We start from the raw sequence: 23,982 nt of genomic DNA, 5'->3' as shown, positions 1-23,982 counted from the left end.
GGAATTCAAACGCATCGCAATGCGGGCCGACAAAACAGACAAAAGCTTCAGCGCCATGATCTATCTCGCCGCAGCCATCATCCATTCACGGTGAATCCCCACAAGCCCTAGTCCGCGTTGCGCGGTGGGGTAAAATCGGCATCATCAGTTAACTCGGCCGAGGGTATGGTCTGGGGCACCGTGCTGAGTGGCGTGTGGCTTGCGGCCTTCCAGCCTGCAAATAGCAGGGCGGCCAGCACCGGAATGGCCATAATGGAGTAGGTGCCCGTAGGGTAGTCAAACAGCATCAGCCCCAGAATGCTGACAAAAAAGGCAATGGTGAGCCATGCGGTAACCGGGGCACCCGGCATGGCAAAGCCCGTGGGGGCAATGCGCCCCGCGCGAATGGCCTGCCGCAGCTTGATCTGGCAGAGCAGAATAAAACACCATGTGCTGACAATGCCGATGGAGGCCATGTTCAGAACAATTTCAAAAATCTGGGAGGGCAGGAGGTAATTCAGCCCCACCCCTACCAGATAGATGGCGACCGTTGTTAAAATGGCCGCAGCAGGCACGGCCTGCCTGTTCATGTGGGCAAGGTAGCGTGGGGCGGTGCCGTTCATGGCCAGTGCGCGCAGGACCCGGCCAGTGGAGTACAGGCCCGAGTTCAGGCTGGACAGGGCGGCGGTCAGCACCACCATGTTCATGAGCGAATCAACCCCCGGCACTCCAAGGCGGGAAAAGAAGGTCACAAATGGGCTGACCCCGGCCTGATAAGCCGACCATGGCAGCAGCAGGACCAGCAGCGTGACTGTGCCGACATAAAAAATCATGATCCGCCAGATCACGTTATTAATGGCCGAGGGCAGGACCTCGCGCACGTTTTTGCACTCGCCCGCGGCAGTGCCGATCATCTCTATCCCGTAATAGGCAAATACAACGCCCTGAATAAGTACAAGGGCTGGCAGCATACCGTGCGGGAACAGTCCGCCATGTTCGGTAATTAACTGTAAACCCGTGGCGTGCCCGTCCACCGGCACGCGCAGGCCCAGAATGGCCGTACCCACGACCAGAAAAGCCAGCAGGGCCACAACCTTGACGATGGAGAACCAGAACTCCATCTCCCCAAACCATTTAACGCCAATCAGGTTCATGCAGGTAATGACGACCAGCGCCATAAGCGCCATGAGCCATTGCGGAACAGAGGCAAAAACACCCCAGAAGTGCATGTAAAGGGCCACGGCGGTAATATCGACAATGCCGGTCATGGCCCAACTGAAGAAGGAGAGCGCGCCCGCAACGTAGGATGCCCTGCTCCCCAAAAATTCCTGCGCGTAGGACACAAAGCTGCCGCTGGTGGGGCGGTACATAACCAGTTCCCCCAATGCGCGGAGCATGAGGAAGGAGAAAACCCCACAGACCAGATAAACAATGGCAAGCGATGGCCCCACCGCCTGCAACCGGCTACCTGCGCCCAAAAAAAGGCCGGTGCCAATGGCCCCCCCAATGGAAATCATCTGGATCTGTCGTTTGCCCAGACCCTGCCGGTAACCTTCCGCCGTCTGGCCCGGCGGGGCATCGGATGGTGGGGGTGCATTCATGCTCAAAGTGGTCTGTCTCCGTGCTGGCGGCGGGAACGGGGCTTGGCGGGTGGTTACGGTGAGTGACCGTGCTGCATCTGGCTGCTGCTGTTGCTTATGTGCAATAAACCGGGTGGTGCGTAAGTCCTTTTGTAACTTATATAAAATTAAACAAAATCCGCCTGATGCAGCAAACAGTTTTATTGCTTTTCCGTAAGATGCACAGTGCATGCCTGCCCATTTTTGCTCTTGTGCACCCAGATGTGATTATGAAAAAGTGAGGTGCGATGCAGATAGTCTTTAATTCAAAAATAAGAGCTATGGCGATGGAATATTTCTTTTTTAATGAAAAACAAATAACAAAATTTCATATATTTGGGTAATTGGAGAGCTGGATTTCATGGAAAACTGTCTGGACAAAACGGACCGGCAGATTTTGCGTCTGTTGCAAAATAACGGACGCATCCACAATACGGATCTGGCGGACAAGGTGCAGGTCAGCCCCGCTACCTGCCACCGCCGGGTGCAGCGCTTGTTTGATGAGGGCTATATTTCCGCCGTGCAGGCCAAGGTCAATGCCAGCAGGGTGGGGTTGGGCATGGTTGTGCTGGTCGGGGTTGTGCTGGAGCGCGCCACAGACAGCTTTCCCACGTTCGAGGCCGCAATGGCCGCACAGCCCGCCGTGCTGGACTGCTACCTTGTAGCCGGGGATTTTGATTATTTTTTAAAAATCCGTGTCAGCGATATGGAAGGTTTTGACCGCTTCCATGCCGATGTGCTGAGTGTTCTGCCCCATGTGCGCCAGACCCGCACGTTTTTTGTGCTCAGGGCCGTGGCGGATGCAAGGGAATACGCCTTTTAGGCCATTCCCGCGCCGGGTGTCCGGTGGGTGTTACTCCAGATCAAAAAAGTCCTGTTCTGGCTGGCGGTTTGTCCATTTGCGGCAGGCGGTGCGCAGGACACCGGCAAAGCGGGCGACCAGTGGCATGTTCTGCCCCGCGCGTATGGCCACGGCCAGTGTGGCGCGGGGGGCTGGTTCGCTAATGGTGTGGAAGGTAACGCCCCCTGCATGGATCTGGCTGAGTGAGCGCGGCACGACCGAAACCCCAAGCCCTGCCGCCACCAGCGGAATGGTGCCCGCAATCTGGGGGGCCTGCTGCCCCATGACTGGTGTTACCCCCGCCACCTGATAAGCCGACAGAATGGCGTCATGAAAACCCGGCCCCAGTTCACGCGGGAAGATGATCAGCGGGTCTTTTGCCACCATGTCCAGACTGATCACGGGTGTGTCCGCCAGTTCGTGCCCGCGGGGCAGGGCAATGACCGTGGGTTCGTCCAGCAGGTGGAAGACCGAAAGCCGCACGGGGTCGGGCACGGGCGGGCGCACAATGGCAATGTCCACGCTGGGTTCATGCAAGGCGGTGCACAGGGAGGGCGTATTACTCTCTTCCAGAAAAATCGTGACATCAGGGGCCATTTCCCGGAACCGGCGGATCGTGAACGGGATGACCGGCAAAAGCGAGACAGCCCCCGCAAGCCCAAGGCGGATATGCCCCATCTCGCCGCGTGCCAGACCTTGGGCGGTGGAGAGGAACTGGGCTTGCAACTCTAAAATGGTTTTGGCGCGCGGGAGCAGAACAGCGCCAATATCGGTCAGCTTTACGCCGCGCGTTAAGCGTTCGAACAGCACCACGCCAAGGTTTTTTTCAAGCTGGCGGATCTGCTGGCTCAGTGGGGGCTGCTCCATGCCCAGCGCTTCGGCTGCGCGGGTAATGGAGCCATGCTCGGCCACGGTCACAAAATAACGCAGGTGTCTGATGTCCATAAGCCATACATATCCGATATGGATAACACCGCCAAGATATATTGGAAGACTGCTTCAAGCCGTTATAACATCTGCGTCAGATGATTTGGGCCAGTAAGCGTTTGAAGGAGTGTTGAACATGGTAAAGCAGCCGGTAGCGGATATAGACCTACGGTCCGCAGCCTTGGGGAACGGGGTTGTGGGTAAGCCCCCGGTCAACCGCCTTTACCAGACCTCCACCATGGCTGCCCTGCTCGACGCGGTGTACGATGGGGAAACCACACTGGACGAACTGCTCCAGCACGGCAACTTTGGCCTTGGCACCTTTAACTCCCTTGATGGCGAGATGATTGTAACGGACGGTGTTGTACGCCAGTTCCGTGCGGAAGGGCTGGCAGCGGAAGTGCCCGGATCCCTGAAAACTCCCTTTGCCTGTGTCACGTATTTTGAACCCGAAAAGAACGTGACCGTCGATACCCCCAAGGACAAGGAAAGTTTTGAGGAACTGGTCGACCACCTGCTGGGCAACCCCAACCTGTTTGGCGCGGTGCGCTTTACCGGCCTGTTTGAACGGGTGGATACACGCACGGTGTTCTGCCAGTGCCAGCCTTACCCACATATGCTTGAGGTGGTTAAAAAACAGCCAACCTTCACCATGGAATCGGTCAGTGGGACCATGATCGGCTTCCGCACCCCGGTTTATATGCAGGGTGTGAATGTTGCTGGCTACCACCTACACTTTTTGTCCGAGGACCATAAGCGCGGCGGGCATGTGACCGAATATAAAATTGTTAAAGGCATGCTGGAAGTGGCCACTATTGCCGACCTTCAGGTGCAGTTGCCGCGCACAAAGCAGTTCGCGCAGGCCAACCTGAACCCCGAAAGCCTGAGTGAAGCCATCCGTATTGCCGAAGGCGGCTGACGCTTTACTGGCCTTACCTGAAGTTTCTGTTTGAACTGCACGGGGTTGTTGCGCGTCTTTTCCCCCGCAACCCCGCCTGACCTAAGGGTTTTGACTACAATGACCAAAATGGCGGACACCACTGCACAATGCGGTGCGGAGCTTATTGTCAAAAATCTGGAAGCGCATGGCATTACCCATGTGTTTGGTATTCCCGGCGCCAAGGTGGACCGTCTGTTTGACGCGCTGGTCGATTCCTCGATCGAGACGGTTGTGACCCGCCACGAACAGAACGCCGCCTTTATTGCCGGCGGGTTGGGCCGCATTACCGGCAAGGCCGGGGTGTGCATTGCAACATCCGGCCCCGGTGCCTCCAACTTTATTACCGGACTGGCCACCGCCAATTCGGAAGGGGACCCCGTTCTGGCCATTGGTGGCGCGGTCAAGCTGGCAGATCGGCTCAAGCTGACCCACCAGACCATGGATACGGTCAGCCTGTTCCGCCCCGTAACCAAATACAGCGTGGAATTGACCACCCCCACTGCCATTTCCGAAGTGATGGCCAACGCCTTCCGCGTTGCGGAAAGTGGGCGGCCGGGTGCGGCATTTGTCAGCACCCCCATGGATGTGCTGTCTATGCCTGCCAACGCGCCGGTTCTGGCTGACCGCTTGGCCCCACGCATGGGGGGCGCTCCGGCCGATGTGGTGGCCGAGGCGGCAACATTGCTCAAAAACGCCAAACGCCCGGTCATGCTTTTGGGCATGCTGGCCAGCCGCCCGGATGTGGCGGAAGCCGTGCGCGCCTTTGTCAAACAGACCGGCGTGCCCGTTGTGGGCACGTATCAGGCGGCAGGGGCTGTGTCTGAAGAACTGGTGGACCGCTTTGGTGGGCGTATTGGCCTGTTCCGTAACCAGCATGGTGATCAGTTGCTGCACGAGGCCGATGTGGTGGTGGCCGTGGGCTACAACCCGGTGGAATACGACCCGTGGCTGTGGAACGTGAATGACGCACGCCAGATTATCAATATTGATATTGTAGCCGCCGAACTGGACAACGCGTTTGTCCCCACCATTGAACTGATTGGCGATATCGGGCTGAGCCTTGCAGGGCTTGGCCACAAAGCCGGTGGCCTTGCCCGCTCGCCAGAGCTGGAGGCGGTGCTGGAAGGGTATAAAAAAGCCCGCAGTTCCGCGCTGCTCAATGCGCGCAGCAGCAGCAACACGGCGGTGCATCCGCTCCAGATCGTGCGTGAGCTTGAACAGTTTGTAACCCCGGACATGACGTTGTGCTTGGATATGGGCACCTTCCACATCTGGCTCGCACGTTACCTGCTGTCCTTCCGTGCGCGGCAGGTGCTGATCAGTAACGGGCAGCAGACCATGGGGGTTGGCCTGCCATGGGGGATTGCGGCAAGCCTTGTAAACCCATCGCAAAAAGTTGTTTCCATTTCTGGCGATGGCGGGTTCATGATGTCGAGCATGGAACTGGAAACGGCTGTACGCCTCAAGTGCAACCTGATCCATATGGTCTGGATTGATCAGGCCTACAACATGGTCGAAATTCAGGAGCAAAAAAAGTACGGTCGTGGCTCCGGCGTGCATTTTGGTCCCATAGATTTTGCAAAATATGCAGAAGCCTGCGGGGCAAAAGGCATAACTGCCACAACGGAGGACGGGGTGCGCCAGGCCCTGCGCACGGCAATGGATGTGGAAGGCCCGGTGGTTATTGCCGTGCCTGTGGACTACTCGCACAACCATCTGCTCATGCAGCCTCTGGCGCAGTTGGGTGAAACCACGGCGGCTGCCTGATAGGGCTGCGCTTGACGCAGAACAGGTTCTATTGCTGTCATCCGCTCCATCCGTTTCATTAGCGCGATAATGTTGTTATAACACCGCAACACGGCGCCACTGGCGGAAGGAGCAAAGGAGGCAGGCAGACTGCCTTTTTTCTTCCATGACGCGGCAACGCAGTATGAAAGAGAACAAGAATGCAGATGCCCGAACCAAGTCAGGCCATTATAAGCCAGCGTGATGCACTGGCTCAGGGTCTGCGCCAGATCGTGGGGAAAGACTGGGTTATTTCCGACGATGCACAGCGTAGGCCGTACCAGTGCGATGGTATTACCGCCTACATGGCCATGCCTTTGCTGGTGGTGCTGCCCGGCTGCGCGGATGAGGTGCAGGCTGTTCTGCGTTTCTGTAACGAAAAAGGCGTAAAAATTGTGCCGCGCGGGTCCGGCACATCGCTCTCCGGTGGTGCATTGCCACTAGAGGATGGCGTGCTGCTGGTGACCTCGCGCCTGTGCAATGTTCTGGCGGTGGATGAGCACAACCGTGTGGCGCGTGTGCAGCCCGGTGTGCCCAACATTAAAATTACCGAGGCCGTCAGCCACCTTGGCCTGTGCTACATGCCCGACCCGTCCAGCCAGTTGATCTCCACCATTGGTGGCAATGTGGCTGAGAACGCAGGGGGCGTGCACTGCCTTAAATACGGTGTGACCGCCAACCACATTCTGGGCATGCAGGCCGTGCTGATGACCGGCGAGATGGTCGAACTGGGTGGCGCCTACCTTGGTGCGGCCGAAGGTGAGCTGGACCTTATGGGTGTGCTCACCGGTTCCGAGGGACTTCTGGCCGTGGTGACGGAAATTGCCGTGCGGCTGGAGCCCGTGCCCGAGGTCGCGCGTGTGATCTCCATGAGCTTCCCTTCGGTGGAGGAGGCCTGCGCGTGCGTGGGGGCCATTATTGGCGTGGGCGTTATCCCCGCCGGGCTGGAGTTCATGGACCGCAAGGTGCTGGATGCGGTCTCTGTCCTGATCAAGGAAAAATTTGATGACCGCACGGCAGCCCTCCTGCTGTGCGAGCTTGACGGCACGGCGGTCGAGGTGGACGCGCTTGTGGGTGTGGTCAGCGATGTGGCGCGCGCGCAGGGGGCTATCGAGCTTAAGGTCAGCACCACGGAGGAAGAGCGCCAGCGGATCTGGAGCAGCCGCAAGCTGGCTTTTTCCGCCATTGGCAAGCTCTGCCCGGACTATTACTGCACGGATGGCACCATCCCGCGCAACAAGCTGCCCGAGGTGCTGAACAAAATGGCGGACATGTCCAAAAAATACGGGCTGGACTACGCCAACTGCTTCCATGCGGGGGATGGTAATCTCCACCCCATCATCATGTACGATGCGGCCAAGCCGGGTGATCTGGAAAAAGCCGAGGAATTTGGGGCCGATGTGCTGATCGCCTGCGTGGATGCGGGCGGGGTGCTTAGTGGCGAACACGGCATTGGCGTTGAAAAACGCGACCTGATGACCCACCAGTTTACCGAAATTGATTTGCAGCAGCAGCAGATGGTCAAATGCGCGTTTGATCCCAAGGACCTGCTTAATCCGGGCAAGATGTTCCCCACCCTGTGCCGCTGCGCGGAATTCGGGCGGATGCATGTGCACAACGGCAACCTGCGTTTTGCGGATATTCCGCGTTTCTGATTCTGGTAGGGCATTGCAAGCATGACAGACACACAAACCATTGCATCCATGCGTCCTGCCACCACGCAGGACGTTGCGGATATTCTTATGGACGCGGCCAGTAAGGGCGAACCGCTGGTTGTACGTGGTAACGGCACGCGGGTGGGGCTGGGCAACCCGGTTGCGGCCACCCGCGTGCTGGAGCTGGGCGGGCTGGACCAGATTGATTTTTACGACCCCGATGATCTGGTCATCCGCGCAGGTGTTGGAGCCACGCTGGATAATCTGGAGCAGGTTCTGGCGGAAAAAGGGCAGTACCTGCCGTTTGAACCCCCACGCTATGCCGGGCTGTATGGCACCAATGGCGCGCGCAGTACGCTGGGTGGGGCTGTGTCCACCGCCCTGTCTGGCCCCCGCCGGATTTTAACAGGGGCCGTGCGTGACTTTGTTCTGGGTGTTGAGGGCGTGAATGGTCAGGGCGATGTGTTCAAGGCCGGTGGTCGCACCATGAAGAACGTGACCGGCTACGACATAAGCAAGCTGGTGACCGGGGCCAATGGCACGCTTGCGGCTCTGACAATGCTCACCATCAAGGTGCTGCCTGCCCCCCGCGCGGAGGTCACACTGGTGCTGCCCGCCGCCACCCTGGAGGAGGACGTGGCCCTGTTTGCCAGAATGCGCGCACTCCCCTTGGGTATTGGCGGGCTGGTGCGCCGGGTCAACGCCGCCGGTGTGTGCGAGGTGCTGGTCCGGGTGGAAGGTACAGTGCCCGGTGTTGCGGGTAACCAGCAGGTGCTGAACGGCCTGCTGGGTGCGCGCGGAGGCATGGTTGTGCTGGAGCAGGCGCAAAGCCACGCCCTGTGGGCCGGTGTGCGCGAACTGGACTGCCTGAACGCCAAACCGGACGAACTGGTCTGGCGCGTTAACCTGCCCGCCACCACCATGCCCACCTTTGTGGAGCAGGCCCGCAAGGCAGGCTGCATCAACCGCTTTTTTGTGGACTGGGCAGGCGGTGTGGTGTTCTCCACCATGCGCGGCGTACAGCCCGAGGTGGATACCCTGCGGTACCGCAAAATGGCGGAAAAGGCAGGGGCACGGGCCACCATTCTGCGTGCGCCAGATGCGGTGCGCGCGCAGTTTGGCGCGTTCCCCCCCGTAAGTGCCGGTGTGGCGGCCTTGGCCGCGCGCACCCGCACAGCCTTTGACCCGGCGGGAATACTCAACCCCGGCCGCATGACCGTTCAGGCATAGGAGACGCCCCAATGCTCAGCCATATTCCTCAGGCCGCGCTGGATGCGGACCCGAACGTGCAGTTGGCCAAAGACATTATTGGCAACTGCGTGCATTGCGGCGTGTGCCTCTCCCGCTGCCCCACATACGCTGTAAAGCATGAGGAAAATGACAGCCCGCGTGGCCGTATTTTCCTGATGAAGGACATGTACGAAAAAGGCGGCGTGCCCGATGCCAAAACGGTCGAACATCTGGACCGCTGCCTGACCTGCCTTGCGTGCGAGGCCATTTGCCCATCCGGTGTGGAATATTCCAAACTGATCGCCCATGGGCGCGAATATGTGGAGGAGCATTACAAACGTCCGCTCTTCCAGCGTGCCGTGCGCGAATTGCTGGTCCGGCTTATTCCCAATGCCCGCCTGTTCCGCCTTGCCATTTTTGGCGGACGTATGGGGCGGCCTTTCCGGGGGCTGTTCTCGGGCACCATGCGCGCCATGCTGGACATGGTGCCAACCACTCCCCTGCCAGCCCCAAGCCCGGTGGACCGGCCACAAACCTTTTTGCCAGAACCCGAGGGGGGCAAGGCGGTCAAACCGCGCAAGCGTGTGGCCCTGCTCAATGGCTGCGTGCAGACCGTGCTGGATACCGCCATTAACGAGGCCACAATCCGCCTGCTCCGCCGCCATGGGGTAGAGGTTGTGGTGGCCGCAGGCTCGGGCTGCTGTGGTGCCCCCGCCGAACATATGGGGGACGAGGCGCAGGCCCTGCCACTGGTCAAAGCCAATATTGACGCATGGCTGCGTGAGGCCGATGGCCCCAATGGGCTGGACGCCATTGTCATCAACACATCAGGGTGTGGCACGTCCATCAAGGCATATGGCCACGCGCTCCGTCTGGACCCGGCATGGGCGGACAAGGCTGCCCGTGTGTCCGCCATGGCGCGCGATATTACCGAGTTCCTGGTGGAGATCGGGTTGCAAAAGCCCACAACCCCCACGGGGTTGCGCGTGGTGTACCATTCCGCGTGTTCCATGCAGCATGGCCAGCGGATTGTGAACCAGCCCAAGGACCTGCTGCGCGAGGCAGGGTTTACCGTGCTGGACGTGCCAGAAGGCTACCTATGTTGCGGCTCGGCAGGCACGTACAACCTGCTCCAGCCCGATATTGCCAATGAGCTGAAGGCGCGCAAGCTCAAGAACATCCGCTCCGTGCATGCCCAGATTGCCGCCAGTGGCAATATTGGCTGCATGACCCAGCTTGCGGGCGAGGCGGGGTTGCCGTTCGTGCATACGGTGGAACTGCTGGACTGGGCCACAGGTGGGCCAGAACCCGCGGCCATTAAAGGGCAGAAGCTGGCAGCAGAATAAGCCACCCGTGGTCGGGCCGCACGCTGTGCGCGTGGCCCGCTTGGGTGGTGGGGTGGCACGGTCAGCAACAGGCAAGGCGCGCAACAGCGCAGGGGAGCACAAGGCATGTCAGGCATAACAGGGGTGGATACAGCCGGGGGCCGGTTGCGCCGTGGGGCCGCCGTACTGCTGGAGGTGCTGCGCAGCGAGGGGGTCGATTACATTTTTGGCAACCCCGGCACCACTGAACTCCCGCTGATAGACGCCCTGCTGGAAGTGCCAGATGTGCATTACGTGCTGGGTTTGCAGGAGGCCAGCGTTGTGGCCATGGCCGATGGCTACGCGCAGGCTGCGCGCAGGCCGGGGTTCCTTAACCTGCACACGGCGGGCGGGCTGGGGCATGGGCTGGGCAATCTGCTCAATGCCAGTGTCTCCCAGACCCCGCTGGTCGTGACCGCAGGGCAGCAGGATTCGCGCCACACCATTTCCGACCCGCTGCTGTTTGGTGATCTGGTGCAGATTGCCCGCCCCGCGGTCAAATGGGCGCAGGAAGTGGCCCATGCGGACCAGTTGCCCGTGCTGCTGCGCCGCGCCTTCCACGATTCCACGGCCGCACCCAGCGGGCCTGTGTTCCTCTCGCTCCCCATGGATGTCATGGAGGAGTTGAGTGCGGTGGACATTGGTGCGCCATCGCAGATCAACCGGCAGGCTGTAGCTGGTGGCCTGCCAGACCTTGCGCGCGCTCTGGCGGGTATTGCGCCGGGGCGGCTGGCCATTATTGCGGGGGATGAGGTTTACGGCTCCGATGCGGCGGCCGAGGTTGCCGCCGTGGCCGAGTGCCTTGGCGCGCCTGTTTATGGTTCGTCCTGGCCGTCGCGCATTCCCTTTGCCACCGCTCACCCTTTGTGGTGTGGCAACCTGCCCACGCAGGCCACTGGCATTGCGCAAACACTGGGTGCGTATGACGCTATTTTTGCACTGGGTGGCAAGTCGCTCATTACCATTTTGTACACCGAAGGCCCGGCCCTGCCGCCAAGCTGTGCGGTGTATCAGATGTCGTCTGATGTGCGTGATCTTGGGCGCACGTTCTGGACCCCGCTTTCTGTTGTGGGGGATGTCCGGGCGTCGTTACAGGCTTTGTTGCCTGAGTTGCGCGCGGTTACGCAGGCCAATGCGCAGGCGTACCGCGCGGCGGGCGAGCGTGTGGCAGCACAGCGCCAGCGCCACAAGGCGCAGGCCCGGGCGGATGTGCTGACCCACCGTACCGATGCGGTCATCCACCCAAGTGTGGCCGCATGGGAGGTGGTGCGCGCCATTGGGCCGGATATTGCCATTGTGGATGAGGCCATAGCCACATCCTCCGACGTGCGCCTGTTTTTGGAGAGTGCATGGTCTGCCCAGTATTCCTTCCTGCGGGGGGGAGCGCTTGGGTGGGGCATGCCCGCAGCCGTTGGGGCATCCCTCGGCCTTGGGCGTGCGCGCGTGGTCTCGCTCGTGGGGGATGGGGCGGCCCTGTATTCGCCACAGGCATTGTGGACCGCGGCACACGAAAAGCTGCCCGTTACTTTTGTGGTCATGAATAATCAGGAGTACAATGTGCTCAAGAACTTCATGCGGCAGCAAAAAGATTATATTTCCGCGCGGGAGGACACATATCCGGCCATGGATATTGTTAACCCGAGCATAGACTATCAGGCGCTCGCCCGTTCCATGGGTGTGCCTTCCACCAGACTGACGCGGGCAGCCGATATTGCCCCCGCACTGGAGGCGGCCTTGGCAACTGATGGCCCATCATTGGTGGAAATTGTGATTGCAGCGAGCTGAGGAGGCTCGTTCTTTACCGGGGGTGCGTATGAAAATCGGGTTGTTTATTCCCTGTTATATAGACGCGTTTTATCCAAACGCGGGGATTGCCACACTGGAACTGCTGGAAAAGCTGGGGCAGGATGTGGAATATCCAATGAACCAGACCTGCTGCGGCCAGCCCATGGCCAATTCGGGCTGCAACAAGGATGCAGCGGCGGCAGAGGCACTGTTTGTTAAAAACTTTGCCAAATACGACGTTATTGTCATGCCATCTGGCAGTTGCACGCACCATGTGCGCGACAATTTTGACGCCATCGAGCAGACGGATGAAGTGCGCCACGTGCGTGAAAACACGTTTGAACTGGTCGAGTTTTTGCATGATGTGCTCAAGGTGGAAGACTTCCCCTGGGCCGAGTTCCCGCACAAGGTGGGGCTGCACAACAGTTGCGGCACCCTGCGTGCGCTGCGCACGGCCAGCATGTCCGAACTGGGCGAGCCGTTTTTCTCCAAACCCATGGACCTGTTGAACAAGGTTAAGGGCATTTCCTTTGCCACCCCCAAAAGACCGGATGAATGCTGTGGTTTTGGTGGCACCTTCTCGGTTACGGAGGAGGCTGTTTCGGCCAAAATGGGCACGGACAAGGTGCGTGACCACCATCAGGCGGGGGCTGAGTACATTGTTTCGGCCGATACGTCATGCATGATGCATCAGCAGGGGTGCGCGGAACGGGCCGGTGTGCCTATCCGCTTCATTCATATTGCTGAAATTCTGAATGGAGCGCGGGAATGAAAGTCAAACCTGTCAACCACGCCAAGGCGGCCGAAGAATTTATTGAAGATACCGCCCACATGGATTTCCATGACGAGCGGCTGTGGGACCTGCGGCAAAAGCGCGACGAGCAGATGCATATTCTGCCCGAATGGCAGGAACTGCGCGCGCGGGCTTCCGCCATCAAGGAGCACACGCTGGCCAATCTGCCCGAATATCTGGAGCAGTTTGAGGCCAATGCCAAAAAGAACGGCATCCATGTGCACTGGGCGGCCGATGGGGCCGAACATAACCGCATAGTCGGCGAAATTCTGGAAAAACACGGGGCCAAATCGCTCATCAAGAGCAAGTCCATGGTGACCGAAGAATGCTGCATGCGCGAGTATCTGGAACCACGCGGTGTTGTGGTGACGGAAACCGACCTTGGCGAGCGCATTCAGCAACTGGACAACCAGATGCCAAGCCACATTGTGGTGCCAGCCGTGCACAAGCTGATCCCCGACGTGGCCAAGATCTTTGCCGAGCACTACCACACGGACCCCAACGACAGCAGTGCGCAGTCCCTTGCATGGCAGCAGCGCCTGGCGGCCCGCCCGGTCATTCTGTCCGCCGATGCAGGCATGACGGGTGGCAACTTTGTGGTGGCCGAAACCGGCTCCTTTGTGGTTTGTACCAACGAGGGCAATGCCGACCTGAGTGCCACCGTGCCGGGGCTGCACATTGCCACAATCGGAATCGAACGGTTGGTGCCGCGTATGGCGGACATGGGGGTGTTTATCCGCATGCTCTCCCGCTCGGCCCTTGGCTCGCCCATTACGCAGTACACAACGCATTTCCGTGGCCCGCAGAAGGGGAGCGAGATGCATGTGGTGCTGGTCGATAACGGGCGCTCGCACCGGTTGGGCATGGAGGACTTCTGGACCTCGCTCAAATGTATCCGCTGTGGCGCGTGCATGAACACCTGCCCGGTGTATCGCCGCTCGGGTGGTCTGTCCTATGGTGCTGTGTATTCCGGCCCCATTGGCGCGATTATTGACCCCACCTTTAACGAGCGCAAATACAGCACATTGCCCTTTGCCTCGACCATGAACGGTAGTTGCACCAATGTGTGCCCGGTCAAGATCAACATCCATGAGCAGCTTTACAAGTGGCGCAGGGTTCTGGCCGAACACCACGAACTACCGTTTGTAAAGCGTGAGGTCATGCATATGGCGGGCAAGCTTATGGGCCAGCCCACCCTGTACCGTGCCGCCATTAACAGCACCGAGGTCGCGTTGAGCACCATGCCGCGCTTTGTGCTGTATAACTGGCTTAACCCGTGGGGCAAGCACCGCGAACTGCCACACCCGGTCAAGCAGACCTTCCATAGCTGGTACAAGCAGAACCGCCTGAAAACCAAAAAGAAGGAAGGGGAAAGCGCATGAGCACCTCGCGCGATGCCATTCTGACCCGCCTGCGGGACAACCGGCCAGACCCCAAAGCCCACCCGCTCCCCCCCGTTGCACGGCTGGGGGATATGGATAACGGGCAGGCCCGGTTTGAAAACAGTCTCCAGATTCTGGGTGGGCAGGTGCTGGAACGACAGGAAGGGGACACACTGGCCACGGCCATTGCCCGCCGCTTTCCTGATTCCAAAATCATCTGCTCCGCCGTGCCCGATTTTGACGGCACAATCCGTATTGAGGAACTGGGCACACCCCAGCAGGCGGCATCGGTGGATGTGCTGGTAGTGCGCTCCCCCTTCGGTATTGCGGAAATGGGGTCTATTTACCTGAGTGAAGCCCAGTTGAAGGACCTGAACTCGGCTGCCCATCTGACCCAGCATATTGTGGTCATTCTGTCGGCCAAAAACCTGACCGCCAACATGCATACCGCCTATATGGACCGCCCGGAGTTCCACACCGCCAATTACGGTGTGCTCATGAGCGGGCCGTCCGCCACAGCGGATATTCAGGGTGTGCTGATCCGTGGCGCGCAGGGTGTACGCACATTGTCTGTCTGGTGGGAAGACTGATCCTCCCACTTCCATAAGCAGTGGTTATAAAAAAGCCGGAGCAGTTTGCGCTGCTCCGGCTTTTTTTGTGGTGAGAGCCGCCAGAAAAAAGAAGGGGCTGCTGATCCGCTTTTAGTCCTGCACGCGTTCGATCAGCGCGCCACATTTGGCCAGCTTGCGTTCCACAGCCTCGTACCCCCGGTCAAGGTGGTATACGCGGCTCAGAATGGTCTCACCATGGGCGGCAAGTCCTGCCAGAATGAGCGAGAACGAGGCCCGCAGGTCGGTCGCCATAACCGGTGCGCCCGACAGGCTGTGCACACCTCGGATAATGGCGGAAGACCCGTGCACGTTAATGCGCGCACCCATGCGGTTCAGCTCGGGCACATGCATGAACCGGTTTTCAAAAATGGTTTCGGTAATCATGGACGCCCCCTCGGCGACCGAGAGCAGGGCCATGAACTGGGCCTGCATATCGGTCGGGAAGCCGGGATATGGCTCGGTCATAATGTCGATCCCGCGCAGCGCTCCTGTGCGGCGCACACGCATGGTGTTGCCATCCTGCGTAACCTCGGTCCCGCATTCTTCCAGCGCGCGCACAACAGCACCAAGGTGGTCCATCTGCCCGCCAACCAGCCGCAGGTCACCCCCGGTAATGGCGGCGGCACAGGCGTAGGTGCCGCATTCAATCCGGTCGGGCATAATGCGGTGTTCGGCCCCATGCAGAGCTTCCACGCCATCAATCAGAATGGCGGAACTGCCCGCACCTGTAATGCGGGCGCCCATGGCGTTCAGGCAGTTGGCCAGATCCACCATTTCCGGCTCACGGGCGGCGTTAATGATCTCGGTTTTGCCTTGGGCCAGCGTTGCCGCCATCATCAGGTTTTCGGTCGCGCCGACGGAGGCAAAGGGGAGGATAATGCGGTCGCCCACAAGGCCCTTTGGGGCGCGGGCGTTAATGTAGCCGTTTTCGAGCGTAATTTCCGCCCCCAGTGTTTCCAGCCCCTTCAGGTGCAGGTCTACCGGGCGGGTGCCAATGGCGCACCCACCGGGGAGGGACACGCGTGCCTCCCGGCAGCGGGCCAGCAGGGGGCCAAGCACGAGAATGGACGCCCGCATTTTGGAGACAATGTCATACGGGGCTTCGGTATTGGTAATTTCCCCCCCGACAGACAGGGTGGAGCCATCGCCCGCCACATCGTGCACATCCAGCCCGTGCTGTTCCAGCAGGGCGCGCATGGTGGCAATATCGGCAATATGGGGCACGTTGGACAGCACAAGCCGCTCGGAGGTCAGCAGCCCAGCGACCAGCAGCTTGAGGCCCGCGTTCTTGGCCCCACCAATGGTAATTTCCCCATGCAGGGGGCGTCCACCGCGAATAACAAAATGGTCCATGGCGCTTTACATCCGGGGCGTGGCAACGCCACGCTGGCCCATGTATTTGCCCGCGCGGTCGGCGTAGCTGACCTCACACGGGGAATCGCCCTTGAAGAACAGGAACTGGCAGATGCCCTCGTTGGCGTAAATGCGCGCGGGCAGCGGCGTTGTGTTGCTGATCTCTATGGTGACCTGCCCTTCCCATTCGGGTTCAAGCGGGGTCACGTTTACAATAATGCCGCACCGCGCATAGGTGGACTTGCCAAGGCAGACCACCAGCACGTCACGCGGGATACGGAAGTATTCAATGGTGTGGGCCAGCACAAAGCTGTTGGGTGGAATAATGCATTCATCCGCACGGCGGGACACAAAGCCTTCGGGGCTGAAGTTCTTGGGGTCCACAATGGCGTTGTTCACATCCGTAAAAATACGGAAATCGTCCGCCACGCGGGCGTCATACCCGTAGGAGGAAAGACCGTAGGAAATTACGCCTTCGCGCTTCTGGTTTTCCACAAACGGTTCGATCATGCCGTGATCGTTCGCCATCTGGCGGATCCATGTATCGGGCATCACGGGCATGTCTTGCTCTCTCCATTACCGGGGGGCTGTGTGGTGGCGCAGGGCTGATCCTCCGCCGTATTGTCCTGTCTGGTCCGGGCCTGATCCTTGCGGCGGCGCAGGTTTGCGCGTAGGGCCGCCGCCTGCCGGGCAAGCCGTTCGGCGCGGGCCGCTTCCGCTCTGGCGGAAAGGGTCTGTCCGGGGGATTGGGTGTTGTCGGGCGTATCAGTCATGCCAGATGCAGCAAGGCCAGTCGCGTGCAGGTTGAACGTTCGTCTTGCTGACTAGCAGAGGTGCTGCGCCATGCCTAGAGCCTGCCACAGTGGCAGGGCGGCATTCGGGCTGTTTTATGCCCCTGCCGGTCCTGTGCGGGACCGGCAGGGCGCAGGCTTACAGGTTGGCCACGACCTTAAGGCCGATCAGAGCCGCGTTGGGGATTTTGTGTGTTTCCCCCGGGTGGATCAGGTACTGGAACTCGGGCTGGACCAGCACGCCATGTGTTGCGTCAATCCCGTAATAGGCTTCGATCAGCTCGGAATCGTTCTGGATCCCGCGGATGGTTGACCCCAGTGAGTACCCGTTATCGACGGCCAGAATTTCGCTCTCACGCCGTCTGCGGCTGACTTTGTACCATGAATACAGCACACCAAACCGGTCGGTCAGGCGGGTGGGGATCAGCCCCACAAAGGAGAACCCGCCATAAGCCTGATCCGATATGTTGACCACATGGGGCGTGGCATGCACGTAGCCCGCCATCAGGTAGCCACCGGCCATCTGGTTACGCCCGCCAAGGCGATAGACCATCTGGTCCGCCTCCAGCCACATGGAGTCGGATGGGGCCGAGCGCATGCCGGGCAGGGTGTCCGCAATGTGTTTGGGCAGGACCGATCCGATCTTGTCCGCATAGCGGGTGGTATCGTGCTCATACCCGATAACATAGTGGCCGGGCAGGCGGTTGCGGGTCAGGAACGGTGCCCATGTGAACTCGATCGGCAGGGACAGGCCCGTTGCATCTTCCGACCCCCATGACCAGCCGGAGGGGTTTTGCGTCAGGGTGCTCACGGAGTACGCGCCAACCTGTATGGCCGTGTCCCGCGTGGGGCGGAAGCGCGCACGCGCCCCCCATGTGGCCTTTGGGTACACGCTCATGCCCGGTAGCTGCTTGATCGCCACAGGTGCGGAGCATGTGACCATGAAGGAGCACAGCAGCGGAGACGTGGCAAACACATGGGTGAGCGACATACGGCCAAAAATGATGTCCAGCTTGTTGTTGAGCATCTTTTTCTCGGCGTACATGTCCACCAGATGGGCCGCCACGTTGCCCGAGAGTGTGTACACCTCCTGCAAGGCCACGTAGTACTCGCCCGCGCGCACGTTCTGCGCCGCACGGCCTGCGCGTTCCATGACCAGCCCATGCACCGACCAGCCGTTGAGTGCGGGGTTCATGCGCCCCAGATCAAACGTGGTCTGCAAGGTCAGCTCATGCACGTAGCTGATGCCCTTCTGGTTGGGCAGCCCGCCAGCCGCCAGCCCCATGGCCTCGCCCTTGTAGGAGAACGAGAACGAAAACCCTTTGTCACGCAGCCGGTCGCGGAAGGGCATGAGCTGCGGAATAAGGTGCCCAGTGCCTGCGGTGGGCACGTAGTACGGGTCTGGCAGGTCAAAGTCGCGCTGGGCGTCCCAGCTTGCGGGCAGCAGGGCGGAGGGGCCTTCGCTATTGCTCAGGGAGTCCAGTTCGATCTGGTGCAGGGAGTGCGGTGTTTCCGACGGCATGATCGGCATAACACTCAGCGGCGCCAGACCGGGGGATGGCAGAATGGGCACCCCGCTGGGCGGAATGGGCGTGTTGGGCGGGCGGCGGATCGCGTTCAGGTCCGGGCCAATGGCCTCCGCATCCAGCGGGCGCAGGGACTGCGTAGGCAGGGCATGGACCTTGCTGCCGGGGTTGATGATCGCATCCGAAATGGGGGCCACACTCGGCTGGGCGGTAAGGGCCGAGGCGTGGGTGGTCTGGGCCTGCGCCATGCCCGCGCCAAAGGGCGCATGCCACACGGAGGCCAGCGCAATGGCCGCAGCGGCTGTTGTACGGGGGTGGAGGGCGCAGGATGCCCGTTCGGGCGTGCCGTGGCGCTGGGGGCGGTGTATTTTTGGCATTGTTATTCCGCTTCCTCTCGCTCTTGCTGGAGGGAGTTGTCTTATGCGTGCAATGTTCTTTTAAAAGGAGCTTGCCCCTGAGCCTGTTGTTCAGACTGCCAGAGCGACCTCAAAAACAGACAGAGCATAGGGTGTGCGCCCAAGTGCCCATGGCAGGGCGGCATAAGAGCGGAGGCGGATATTGTGCCGGGCAGGATGTGCGACCATGAGACAGACCGTTTTTGTTTTTGTTGTTGTCGGTTCGTCATCTGGAGCATGAAGGGAAATGCTCGGTCAAGGGTGGTTTTGAAATATTATTACCCAAAACAATTAAAATTAGGCATTTTACGAAAAATCAGATGCAAATTTTTGTTATAACGATAAATTTGCAACATGCGCGTGGCAGCTATGCTCCACGCGCGATGTCCTGCCAGCCACAGAGCTGCGCGCCTGCATGCTCCAGCCCCTTGCGAAAGCCCGCCGAGCAAAGTGCGTGGAATTCCGCCTCGTGCTCATAAGTGGGCATCAGTTCTTCGAGCATGGCGTTTTTGTGCGTGGCAGGGTGGAAATAGATTTCGGACACGCCATCAGGCAGGTGGGCCGCCAGAGCCGCCATGCGTTCGGTAGTCATGTGCCCGCTCCATGCCAGCCCAAAGCACCAGTCGTTTGTGGCCATGCCCGCCGCATGGGCCTGATGGCGCAGCAGGGCGGTCCAGCGGCGCAGGGCGGCATCGCCCAGCGTGTCGGTGTAGGTGCCTGCGGCATAGAGGGGTTGGGGGGGTTCGAGTGGCACACGCACGGCATTAAGCCCATAGCCCTTGCCAATGCCGATCATCAGCTTGCCCACGGTAGGGTGCAGGTGCATGTGCTTGTGGGCGTTGGCGTGGTCCAGTGGTAGCCCTGTGCGGCTGAAGGCCTCGAACTGGGCCGTAATTTCCGCCTCCAGTTCCCGCCGTCCTTCGGGGCGAAAAAAATAGTCCACTCCAAGCCCAAGCTGGGAGGAGGAGAACCAGCCATTACCGCGCGTAATCAGCGGCAGACGGGCATGGGGCAGAACCGATGGTCCTTCAATGACCACCAGATGCAGGCCAACATTCAGGGAGGGCAGGCGTTTGGCCCGTTCCACCGCATCCTGTGCGGCAGGGCCAGAGACCATAAGACTGGCGGTTGAGAGCACACCGTTGACGTGGGCCTGTTCAATGGCCTCGTTCACTTCAACCGACATGCCGAAATCATCGGCGGAAATAATGGCGCGTTTCATGGTTCTGGCAGCCCTTTGTAACCGTATGCCTGTGTCTAACACCGGCGGGTGTGGGCTGTCATGGCTGTTCTGGGTGGGGGACTTATGCGCCATCCCCCACCCAGTGCCGTCAGTTATGCCAGATCAGGCAGCCTTGCGGCCTTTAAGGAACTGGAAGAACTCCACACCTTCGCGCAGGCGGCGCTTCATCATCTGGGGCGAACGCACCATTTCACCAAGGATGGAAGCAATTTTGGGCGCACGGAAGTAGAACTTCTTGTAGAATTCTTCCACGCCGTTGAAGATTTCGGTGTGCGACAGGTGCGGGTAGTGCAGCGGTGCGATCTGCACGCCGTTATCGTCGAGCAGTTCGGCGTTGCTTTCGTCCAGCCAGCCGTTTTCCGTGGCTTCCTTGTACAGGGCCGTGCCGGGGTAAGGAGCAGCAAGGGAAACCTGCAACGTGTGCGGGTTGATTTCCTTTGCGAAGCGAATGGTCTCCTGAATGGTTTCCTTCGTTTCGCCCGGCAGACCCAGAATGAAGGTGCCGTGGATTTTAATCCCCAGTTCGTGGCAGTTCTTGGTGAACTCACGCGCCACTTCAACGCGCATGCCTTTTTTGATGTTGTGCAGGATCTGCTGGTTGCCACTTTCGTAACCCACCAGCAGCAGGCGCAGACCGTTGTCACGCAGGACCTTCAGCGTGTCATAGGGCACGTTGGCCTTGGCGTTGCACGACCACGTAACACCCAGCTTGCCCAGTTCGCGGGCAATGGCTTCGGCACGGGGCAGGTCATCGGTAAAGGTGTCATCGTCAAAGAAGAATTCCTTGACCTGCGGGAAGTACTGCATGGCCAGACGGATTTCGGCCGCCACATGCTGCGGACTGCGGGTGCGGTAGCGGTGGCCACCCACGGTCTGCGGCCACAGGCAGAACGTGCAGCGCGATTTGCAGCCACGACCTGTGTAGATGGAAAGGTACGGGTGCATGAGGTAGCCGATGAAGTAATCTTCAATCTTCAGGTCGCGCTTGTACACTTCGGTCACGAAGGGCAGGGCGTCCATGTCCTCGATCATGGCGCGGTCACGGTTGGTAATGATCTCACCATCCGCATTGCGCCACGTAATGCCGTCCACGTCCTTGAAGTCCATGCCATCGGCAATGTCCTTGATCGTGTAATCAAATTCATTGCGGGCAACAAAGTCGATGGGCGCACCCTTGAGCAGGCTTTCCTCTGGCTGAACGGCCACCTTGGCGCCAACCATGCCAATCTTCAGGTTGGGGTTAACGTCCTTGAGCATCTGGGCCACCTGCACGTCCTTGGCAAAGGACGGGGTGGAGGTGTGCAGGATAACCAGGTCGCGGTTCTTCACGTCTTCCAGAATGGGCTCCATGCCCATGTTGGCAGGGGGCGCGTCAATCAGGCGGCTGCCCGGAACCAGAGCGGCAGGTTGGGCCAGCCATGTCGGATACCAGAAAGATTTGATTTCACGGCGGGCCTGATAGCGCGAGCCTGCGCCGCCATCAAAACCATCAAAAGTTGGCGGCTGGAGAAAAAGGGTTCTCATCGTCATCGGTTTCTATCCTGACAAGGGCGTAGAACGGTGGGGTCCAACGGTAAGCTCCGGCATAAATGCTGGTTCAAGGACTTCCGTGTCTGCATTTGATTTAGGCAATTACTCTGGCGCACATGAAGAAGGCAAGTCTTTGCATGCGTTCATTATGGTCCGGGGGAGAGACTACGCACGGGCGCAGGTGTTGTTGTTGGGTGGGGGGCAATGTGCATGGTCTGCCCCCGCCAGTGGACCTCTGTACCGCTTGCACTACCCACCATAATGGCGGCAGACAGCCAGTCACGCAGCGGTAGCAGCAAAAGCGGCCACAGCGGGCGCGAGCCCACGGCGCGGTCAATCAGCAGGGAAGTCAGGCCACGCATGGCCCATATGCCCCAGAAGAATGGCAAACTCCATGCCGCGTGTGGCTGAAAAAGCACAACCAGTGTGGCCCAGAACAGGGGGAGCTGGATGGAGGAGGCCGCATAGCCCGCCGGAGCCAGTGTGCATACCGTACGGCCCCAGCGCAGTTCATGGCGGAGCAACTCGCCAAAGCTGGATTCGGCAATGGTGGTCCATGTCATGCACTCGGCAATGGCAATGTCCATGCCTGCCTGCCGCACAAGCCTGCCCAGCAGGGCGTCATCCGCAACATGGGGTAGAAGGGCTTCCAGCCCGCCTACCTCATCCAGCGTTTGGCGGCGCAGGGCCATGGTGGCCCCCAGACAGTCCTGCCGCCCCAGATAGCGGGAGAGCATGACACCGGGCAGAAAGTTATGGTTGATCTGGCAGGCTGCCAGCATCTGCACAACGGTGCCACTGGCAGGCAGGCCCGCGTACAGGGTGGTGACCAGCCCGGTATTGGGCCGGTGCAGGGCCGATACAATGTGTTGCAGGTAGTCTGGCCGCACATGAATATCGGAATCGGAAATAACCAGAATATCGTGCCGCGCCTTGGGCAGAATATTCATCAGGTTACTGATCTTGCGGTTCAGCCCATGCAGGGCGGGGTCCACCACAAGGTCCATATCCAGTTCGGGGTGGCGTTCTTGCAGGCGGCGGACAATGGCAATGGCCGGGTCATCCGCATCGCGCACACCAAACAGGATCTGCATCTGGGGGTAGTCCTGCGTGCAAAAGCTTTCCAGAGCTTCTTCCAGCAGGGGTTCGGAGCCGTACAGGGGCTTGAGCACGGTTACCGGGGGGGCACTGCCCAGCACAACAGGCTGCCGCTCGTTGCGGCGGAAGCGTGCAAGCAGCCCAGCCCCCACGGAGGACTGGAGGCAGCCAGTAACAGAAAGAAGCGCGCTGGCAGCAGCCAGAAGAGGAAAGACCGCTACCATGCCCCGACCATTATGCGCCCCGTAATGGGGGGTTGTGTCTGTTTGCGTTGCCGCACGCGCCTGATCCTGTTCCCTTAGTCTTTGGCGGAGGCCTGAGCCTTGCGCTCAAGAACACTGATAAGGCCCGAAACACCACCCGAGGTGAGTGTGGAGCTGAAGTCCGAACGCTGTGCGGCAGCCTGGCTGATGCGGGCATCGCTGAGCAGCACGTCCACAATCTTCCATGACCCGCCAGCATTGTTCATGATGTAGCTGATCTCGGTCGGGGTTGAACCATCACTGGCACCAAGGTCGGTTACCACAAGCTTGTTGCCGCCAACGGGGGTGTCGGTCACGGTGGGCAGGATGGTGAACTTGACATCCGCGCCGGGCTTGAAGTTGCTCACATAGCGCGAGACCGTATAGTCCTTGAATGCGGCAAGCAGTTTCTGCTTTTCGTCAGCATTCAGATTGTTGTAGCGCAGGCCGATGGAGGCCTTGAGCACCGCTTCCAGATTATAGGACTGGTCAACGGCTGCGGCCACAATCTGGCTGCGTTCGGCAAAGCTGCCATGGGACTGCACGATCTGGTCCAGCGCCTTATACAGCGTCTGGACGGGTGCGATAACCGCGTTGGACGGAGCGGACTGAGCAAACGCAGCCGGGGCGGACACGCCAGCCCCAACTACGGGAAGGAGCGCCATGCTCATGCCAAGCACGAGCCCTGCGCGGAAAGAAATACGTTTCATGCTTACGATTTTGTCCCGGTTGCACGGTTTGACAAGGTTGCTTCGAGCATGTCTCCGATGCCCGTAGCGCTCACACCCAAGGCGTTAAGAGCGGTTGCGACGATGTGTGGGGCGGAGAGCCCTGCCTCGTCATACTGCGCGTCCTGCGTGTTGTGGTCGATAAAGCGGTCGGGCAGGGTCATG

At 59.8% G+C, this 23,982-nt stretch carries 21 protein-coding genes; 10 read left to right on the top strand and 11 right to left on the bottom strand.

The annotated features are described in order from the left end of the window. Window positions 1-107: 107 nt before the first annotated feature. Window positions 108-1,580, bottom strand: coding sequence for an amino acid permease (locus GOB86_RS11745; protein ID WP_165992531.1), 1,473 nt, complete (start codon window positions 1,578-1,580; stop codon window positions 108-110). 379 nt (window positions 1,581-1,959) lie between these two features. Here GOB86_RS11745 and GOB86_RS11740 point away from each other — a divergent pair, with 379 nt between their 5' ends. Beyond that, the gene (locus GOB86_RS11740; protein ID WP_165992513.1) at window positions 1,960-2,421 is read left to right on the top strand and encodes an Lrp/AsnC family transcriptional regulator; all 462 of its coding nucleotides are present in this window, start codon (window positions 1,960-1,962) and stop codon (window positions 2,419-2,421) included. Window positions 2,422-2,451: 30 nt separating this feature from the next. Here the strand turns inward: GOB86_RS11740 and GOB86_RS11735 are convergent, their stop codons facing one another. Continuing rightward, window positions 2,452-3,384, bottom strand: a complete 933-nt coding sequence (locus tag GOB86_RS11735; RefSeq protein ID WP_165992512.1) for a LysR family transcriptional regulator — start codon at window positions 3,382-3,384, stop codon at window positions 2,452-2,454. Window positions 3,385-3,502: 118 nt separating this feature from the next. Here GOB86_RS11735 and budA point away from each other — a divergent pair, with 118 nt between their 5' ends. From budA to GOB86_RS11690, 9 genes are all read left to right on the top strand, one after another. After that, the gene (gene budA / locus GOB86_RS11730) at window positions 3,503-4,285 is read left to right on the top strand and encodes an acetolactate decarboxylase (protein WP_165992511.1); all 783 of its coding nucleotides are present in this window, start codon (window positions 3,503-3,505) and stop codon (window positions 4,283-4,285) included. Between the two features lie 99 nt (window positions 4,286-4,384). Continuing rightward, window positions 4,385-6,073: an acetolactate synthase AlsS gene (gene alsS / locus GOB86_RS11725; protein ID WP_165992510.1), complete on the top strand. Its 1,689-nt coding sequence runs from the start codon at window positions 4,385-4,387 to the stop codon at window positions 6,071-6,073. 179 nt (window positions 6,074-6,252) lie between these two features. Continuing rightward, window positions 6,253-7,746: an FAD-linked oxidase C-terminal domain-containing protein gene (locus tag GOB86_RS11720; RefSeq protein ID WP_165992509.1), complete on the top strand. Its 1,494-nt coding sequence runs from the start codon at window positions 6,253-6,255 to the stop codon at window positions 7,744-7,746. A 21-nt stretch (window positions 7,747-7,767) separates the two neighbouring features. Then, window positions 7,768-8,976, top strand: a complete 1,209-nt coding sequence (locus GOB86_RS11715) for an FAD-binding protein (RefSeq protein WP_165992508.1) — start codon at window positions 7,768-7,770, stop codon at window positions 8,974-8,976. An 11-nt stretch (window positions 8,977-8,987) separates the two neighbouring features. Beyond that, the gene (glcF, locus tag GOB86_RS11710) at window positions 8,988-10,322 is read left to right on the top strand and encodes a glycolate oxidase subunit GlcF (protein WP_165992507.1); all 1,335 of its coding nucleotides are present in this window, start codon (window positions 8,988-8,990) and stop codon (window positions 10,320-10,322) included. 105 nt (window positions 10,323-10,427) lie between these two features. After that, the gene (locus GOB86_RS11705; RefSeq protein ID WP_165992506.1) at window positions 10,428-12,125 is read left to right on the top strand and encodes a thiamine pyrophosphate-binding protein; all 1,698 of its coding nucleotides are present in this window, start codon (window positions 10,428-10,430) and stop codon (window positions 12,123-12,125) included. A gap of 28 nt (window positions 12,126-12,153) precedes the next feature. Beyond that, a complete protein-coding gene (locus tag GOB86_RS11700) occupies window positions 12,154-12,897 on the top strand; it encodes a (Fe-S)-binding protein (RefSeq protein ID WP_165992505.1) in 744 nt (247 codons plus the stop codon). After that, window positions 12,894-14,300, top strand: a complete 1,407-nt coding sequence (locus tag GOB86_RS11695) for a lactate utilization protein B (RefSeq protein WP_165992504.1) — start codon at window positions 12,894-12,896, stop codon at window positions 14,298-14,300. The genes GOB86_RS11700 and GOB86_RS11695 overlap by 4 nt, the downstream gene beginning before the upstream one ends. Next, the gene (locus GOB86_RS11690) at window positions 14,297-14,890 is read left to right on the top strand and encodes a LutC/YkgG family protein (protein WP_165992503.1); all 594 of its coding nucleotides are present in this window, start codon (window positions 14,297-14,299) and stop codon (window positions 14,888-14,890) included. The genes GOB86_RS11695 and GOB86_RS11690 overlap by 4 nt, the downstream gene beginning before the upstream one ends. A gap of 111 nt (window positions 14,891-15,001) precedes the next feature. On the opposite strand, the gene murA is transcribed toward GOB86_RS11690, so the two are convergent. From murA to GOB86_RS11645, 9 genes are all read right to left on the bottom strand, one after another. Continuing rightward, window positions 15,002-16,264, bottom strand: coding sequence for a UDP-N-acetylglucosamine 1-carboxyvinyltransferase (gene murA / locus GOB86_RS11685; protein WP_165992502.1), 1,263 nt, complete (start codon window positions 16,262-16,264; stop codon window positions 15,002-15,004). Window positions 16,265-16,270: 6 nt separating this feature from the next. After that, window positions 16,271-16,825, bottom strand: a complete 555-nt coding sequence (gene dcd, locus GOB86_RS11680) for a dCTP deaminase (protein ID WP_165992501.1) — start codon at window positions 16,823-16,825, stop codon at window positions 16,271-16,273. After that, a complete protein-coding gene (locus GOB86_RS11675) occupies window positions 16,816-17,037 on the bottom strand; it encodes a hypothetical protein (RefSeq protein WP_165992500.1) in 222 nt (73 codons plus the stop codon). The genes dcd and GOB86_RS11675 overlap by 10 nt, the downstream gene beginning before the upstream one ends. A 157-nt stretch (window positions 17,038-17,194) precedes the next feature. Beyond that, window positions 17,195-18,958: a carbohydrate porin gene (locus tag GOB86_RS11670; RefSeq protein WP_165992499.1), complete on the bottom strand. Its 1,764-nt coding sequence runs from the start codon at window positions 18,956-18,958 to the stop codon at window positions 17,195-17,197. A 385-nt stretch (window positions 18,959-19,343) separates the two neighbouring features. Further along, on the bottom strand, window positions 19,344-20,198 hold the full coding sequence (gene hpnK, locus GOB86_RS11665) for a hopanoid biosynthesis-associated protein HpnK (RefSeq protein WP_165992498.1): 855 nt from the start codon (window positions 20,196-20,198) through the stop codon (window positions 19,344-19,346). Window positions 20,199-20,321: 123 nt separating this feature from the next. Further along, window positions 20,322-21,749: a hopanoid biosynthesis associated radical SAM protein HpnJ gene (hpnJ, locus tag GOB86_RS11660; RefSeq protein WP_194301187.1), complete on the bottom strand. Its 1,428-nt coding sequence runs from the start codon at window positions 21,747-21,749 to the stop codon at window positions 20,322-20,324. A 146-nt stretch (window positions 21,750-21,895) separates the two neighbouring features. Then, window positions 21,896-23,071, bottom strand: a complete 1,176-nt coding sequence (hpnI, locus tag GOB86_RS11655; protein WP_165992497.1) for a bacteriohopanetetrol glucosamine biosynthesis glycosyltransferase HpnI — start codon at window positions 23,069-23,071, stop codon at window positions 21,896-21,898. Window positions 23,072-23,145: 74 nt separating this feature from the next. After that, window positions 23,146-23,799: an ABC transporter substrate-binding protein gene (locus GOB86_RS11650; RefSeq protein WP_165992496.1), complete on the bottom strand. Its 654-nt coding sequence runs from the start codon at window positions 23,797-23,799 to the stop codon at window positions 23,146-23,148. 2 nt (window positions 23,800-23,801) lie between these two features. Continuing rightward, the coding region (locus tag GOB86_RS11645; protein WP_165926057.1) for a hypothetical protein at window positions 23,802-23,982 on the bottom strand (181 nt) is incomplete at its 5' end.

It is taken from the genome of Acetobacter lambici (assembly GCF_011516885.1).
GTDB lineage: Bacteria > Pseudomonadota > Alphaproteobacteria > Acetobacterales > Acetobacteraceae > Acetobacter > Acetobacter lambici.
Note: the sequence above shows the minus strand (reverse complement) of the source record. Positions and strands in the feature narration are given on the sequence as shown.

What these genes read in the sequence shown, in the direction of transcription:
- murA (WP_165992502.1), bottom strand. Translation starts at nt 16,264, where the DNA reads ATGGACCATTTTGTTATTCGCGGTGGACGCCCCCTGCATGGGGAAATT.
- GOB86_RS11705 (WP_165992506.1), top strand. Translation starts at nt 10,428, where the DNA reads ATGTCAGGCATAACAGGGGTGGATACAGCCGGGGGCCGGTTGCGCCGT.
- GOB86_RS11675 (WP_165992500.1), bottom strand. Translation starts at nt 17,037, where the DNA reads ATGACTGATACGCCCGACAACACCCAATCCCCCGGACAGACCCTTTCC.
- GOB86_RS11670 (WP_165992499.1), bottom strand. Translation starts at nt 18,958, where the DNA reads ATGCCAAAAATACACCGCCCCCAGCGCCACGGCACGCCCGAACGGGCA.
- GOB86_RS11650 (WP_165992496.1), bottom strand. Translation starts at nt 23,799, where the DNA reads ATGAAACGTATTTCTTTCCGCGCAGGGCTCGTGCTTGGCATGAGCATG.
- GOB86_RS11700 (WP_165992505.1), top strand. Translation starts at nt 12,154, where the DNA reads ATGAAAATCGGGTTGTTTATTCCCTGTTATATAGACGCGTTTTATCCA.
- hpnK (WP_165992498.1), bottom strand. Translation starts at nt 20,198, where the DNA reads ATGAAACGCGCCATTATTTCCGCCGATGATTTCGGCATGTCGGTTGAA.
- hpnI (WP_165992497.1), bottom strand. Translation starts at nt 23,071, where the DNA reads ATGGTAGCGGTCTTTCCTCTTCTGGCTGCTGCCAGCGCGCTTCTTTCT.
- GOB86_RS11740 (WP_165992513.1), top strand. Translation starts at nt 1,960, where the DNA reads ATGGAAAACTGTCTGGACAAAACGGACCGGCAGATTTTGCGTCTGTTG.
- budA (WP_165992511.1), top strand. Translation starts at nt 3,503, where the DNA reads ATGGTAAAGCAGCCGGTAGCGGATATAGACCTACGGTCCGCAGCCTTG.
- dcd (WP_165992501.1), bottom strand. Translation starts at nt 16,825, where the DNA reads ATGCCCGTGATGCCCGATACATGGATCCGCCAGATGGCGAACGATCAC.
- GOB86_RS11735 (WP_165992512.1), bottom strand. Translation starts at nt 3,384, where the DNA reads ATGGACATCAGACACCTGCGTTATTTTGTGACCGTGGCCGAGCATGGC.
- GOB86_RS11745 (WP_165992531.1), bottom strand. Translation starts at nt 1,580, where the DNA reads ATGAATGCACCCCCACCATCCGATGCCCCGCCGGGCCAGACGGCGGAA.
- GOB86_RS11695 (WP_165992504.1), top strand. Translation starts at nt 12,894, where the DNA reads ATGAAAGTCAAACCTGTCAACCACGCCAAGGCGGCCGAAGAATTTATT.
- hpnJ (WP_194301187.1), bottom strand. Translation starts at nt 21,749, where the DNA reads ATGACGATGAGAACCCTTTTTCTCCAGCCGCCAACTTTTGATGGTTTT.
- glcF (WP_165992507.1), top strand. Translation starts at nt 8,988, where the DNA reads ATGCTCAGCCATATTCCTCAGGCCGCGCTGGATGCGGACCCGAACGTG.
- alsS (WP_165992510.1), top strand. Translation starts at nt 4,385, where the DNA reads ATGACCAAAATGGCGGACACCACTGCACAATGCGGTGCGGAGCTTATT.
- GOB86_RS11720 (WP_165992509.1), top strand. Translation starts at nt 6,253, where the DNA reads ATGCAGATGCCCGAACCAAGTCAGGCCATTATAAGCCAGCGTGATGCA.
- GOB86_RS11690 (WP_165992503.1), top strand. Translation starts at nt 14,297, where the DNA reads ATGAGCACCTCGCGCGATGCCATTCTGACCCGCCTGCGGGACAACCGG.
- GOB86_RS11715 (WP_165992508.1), top strand. Translation starts at nt 7,768, where the DNA reads ATGACAGACACACAAACCATTGCATCCATGCGTCCTGCCACCACGCAG.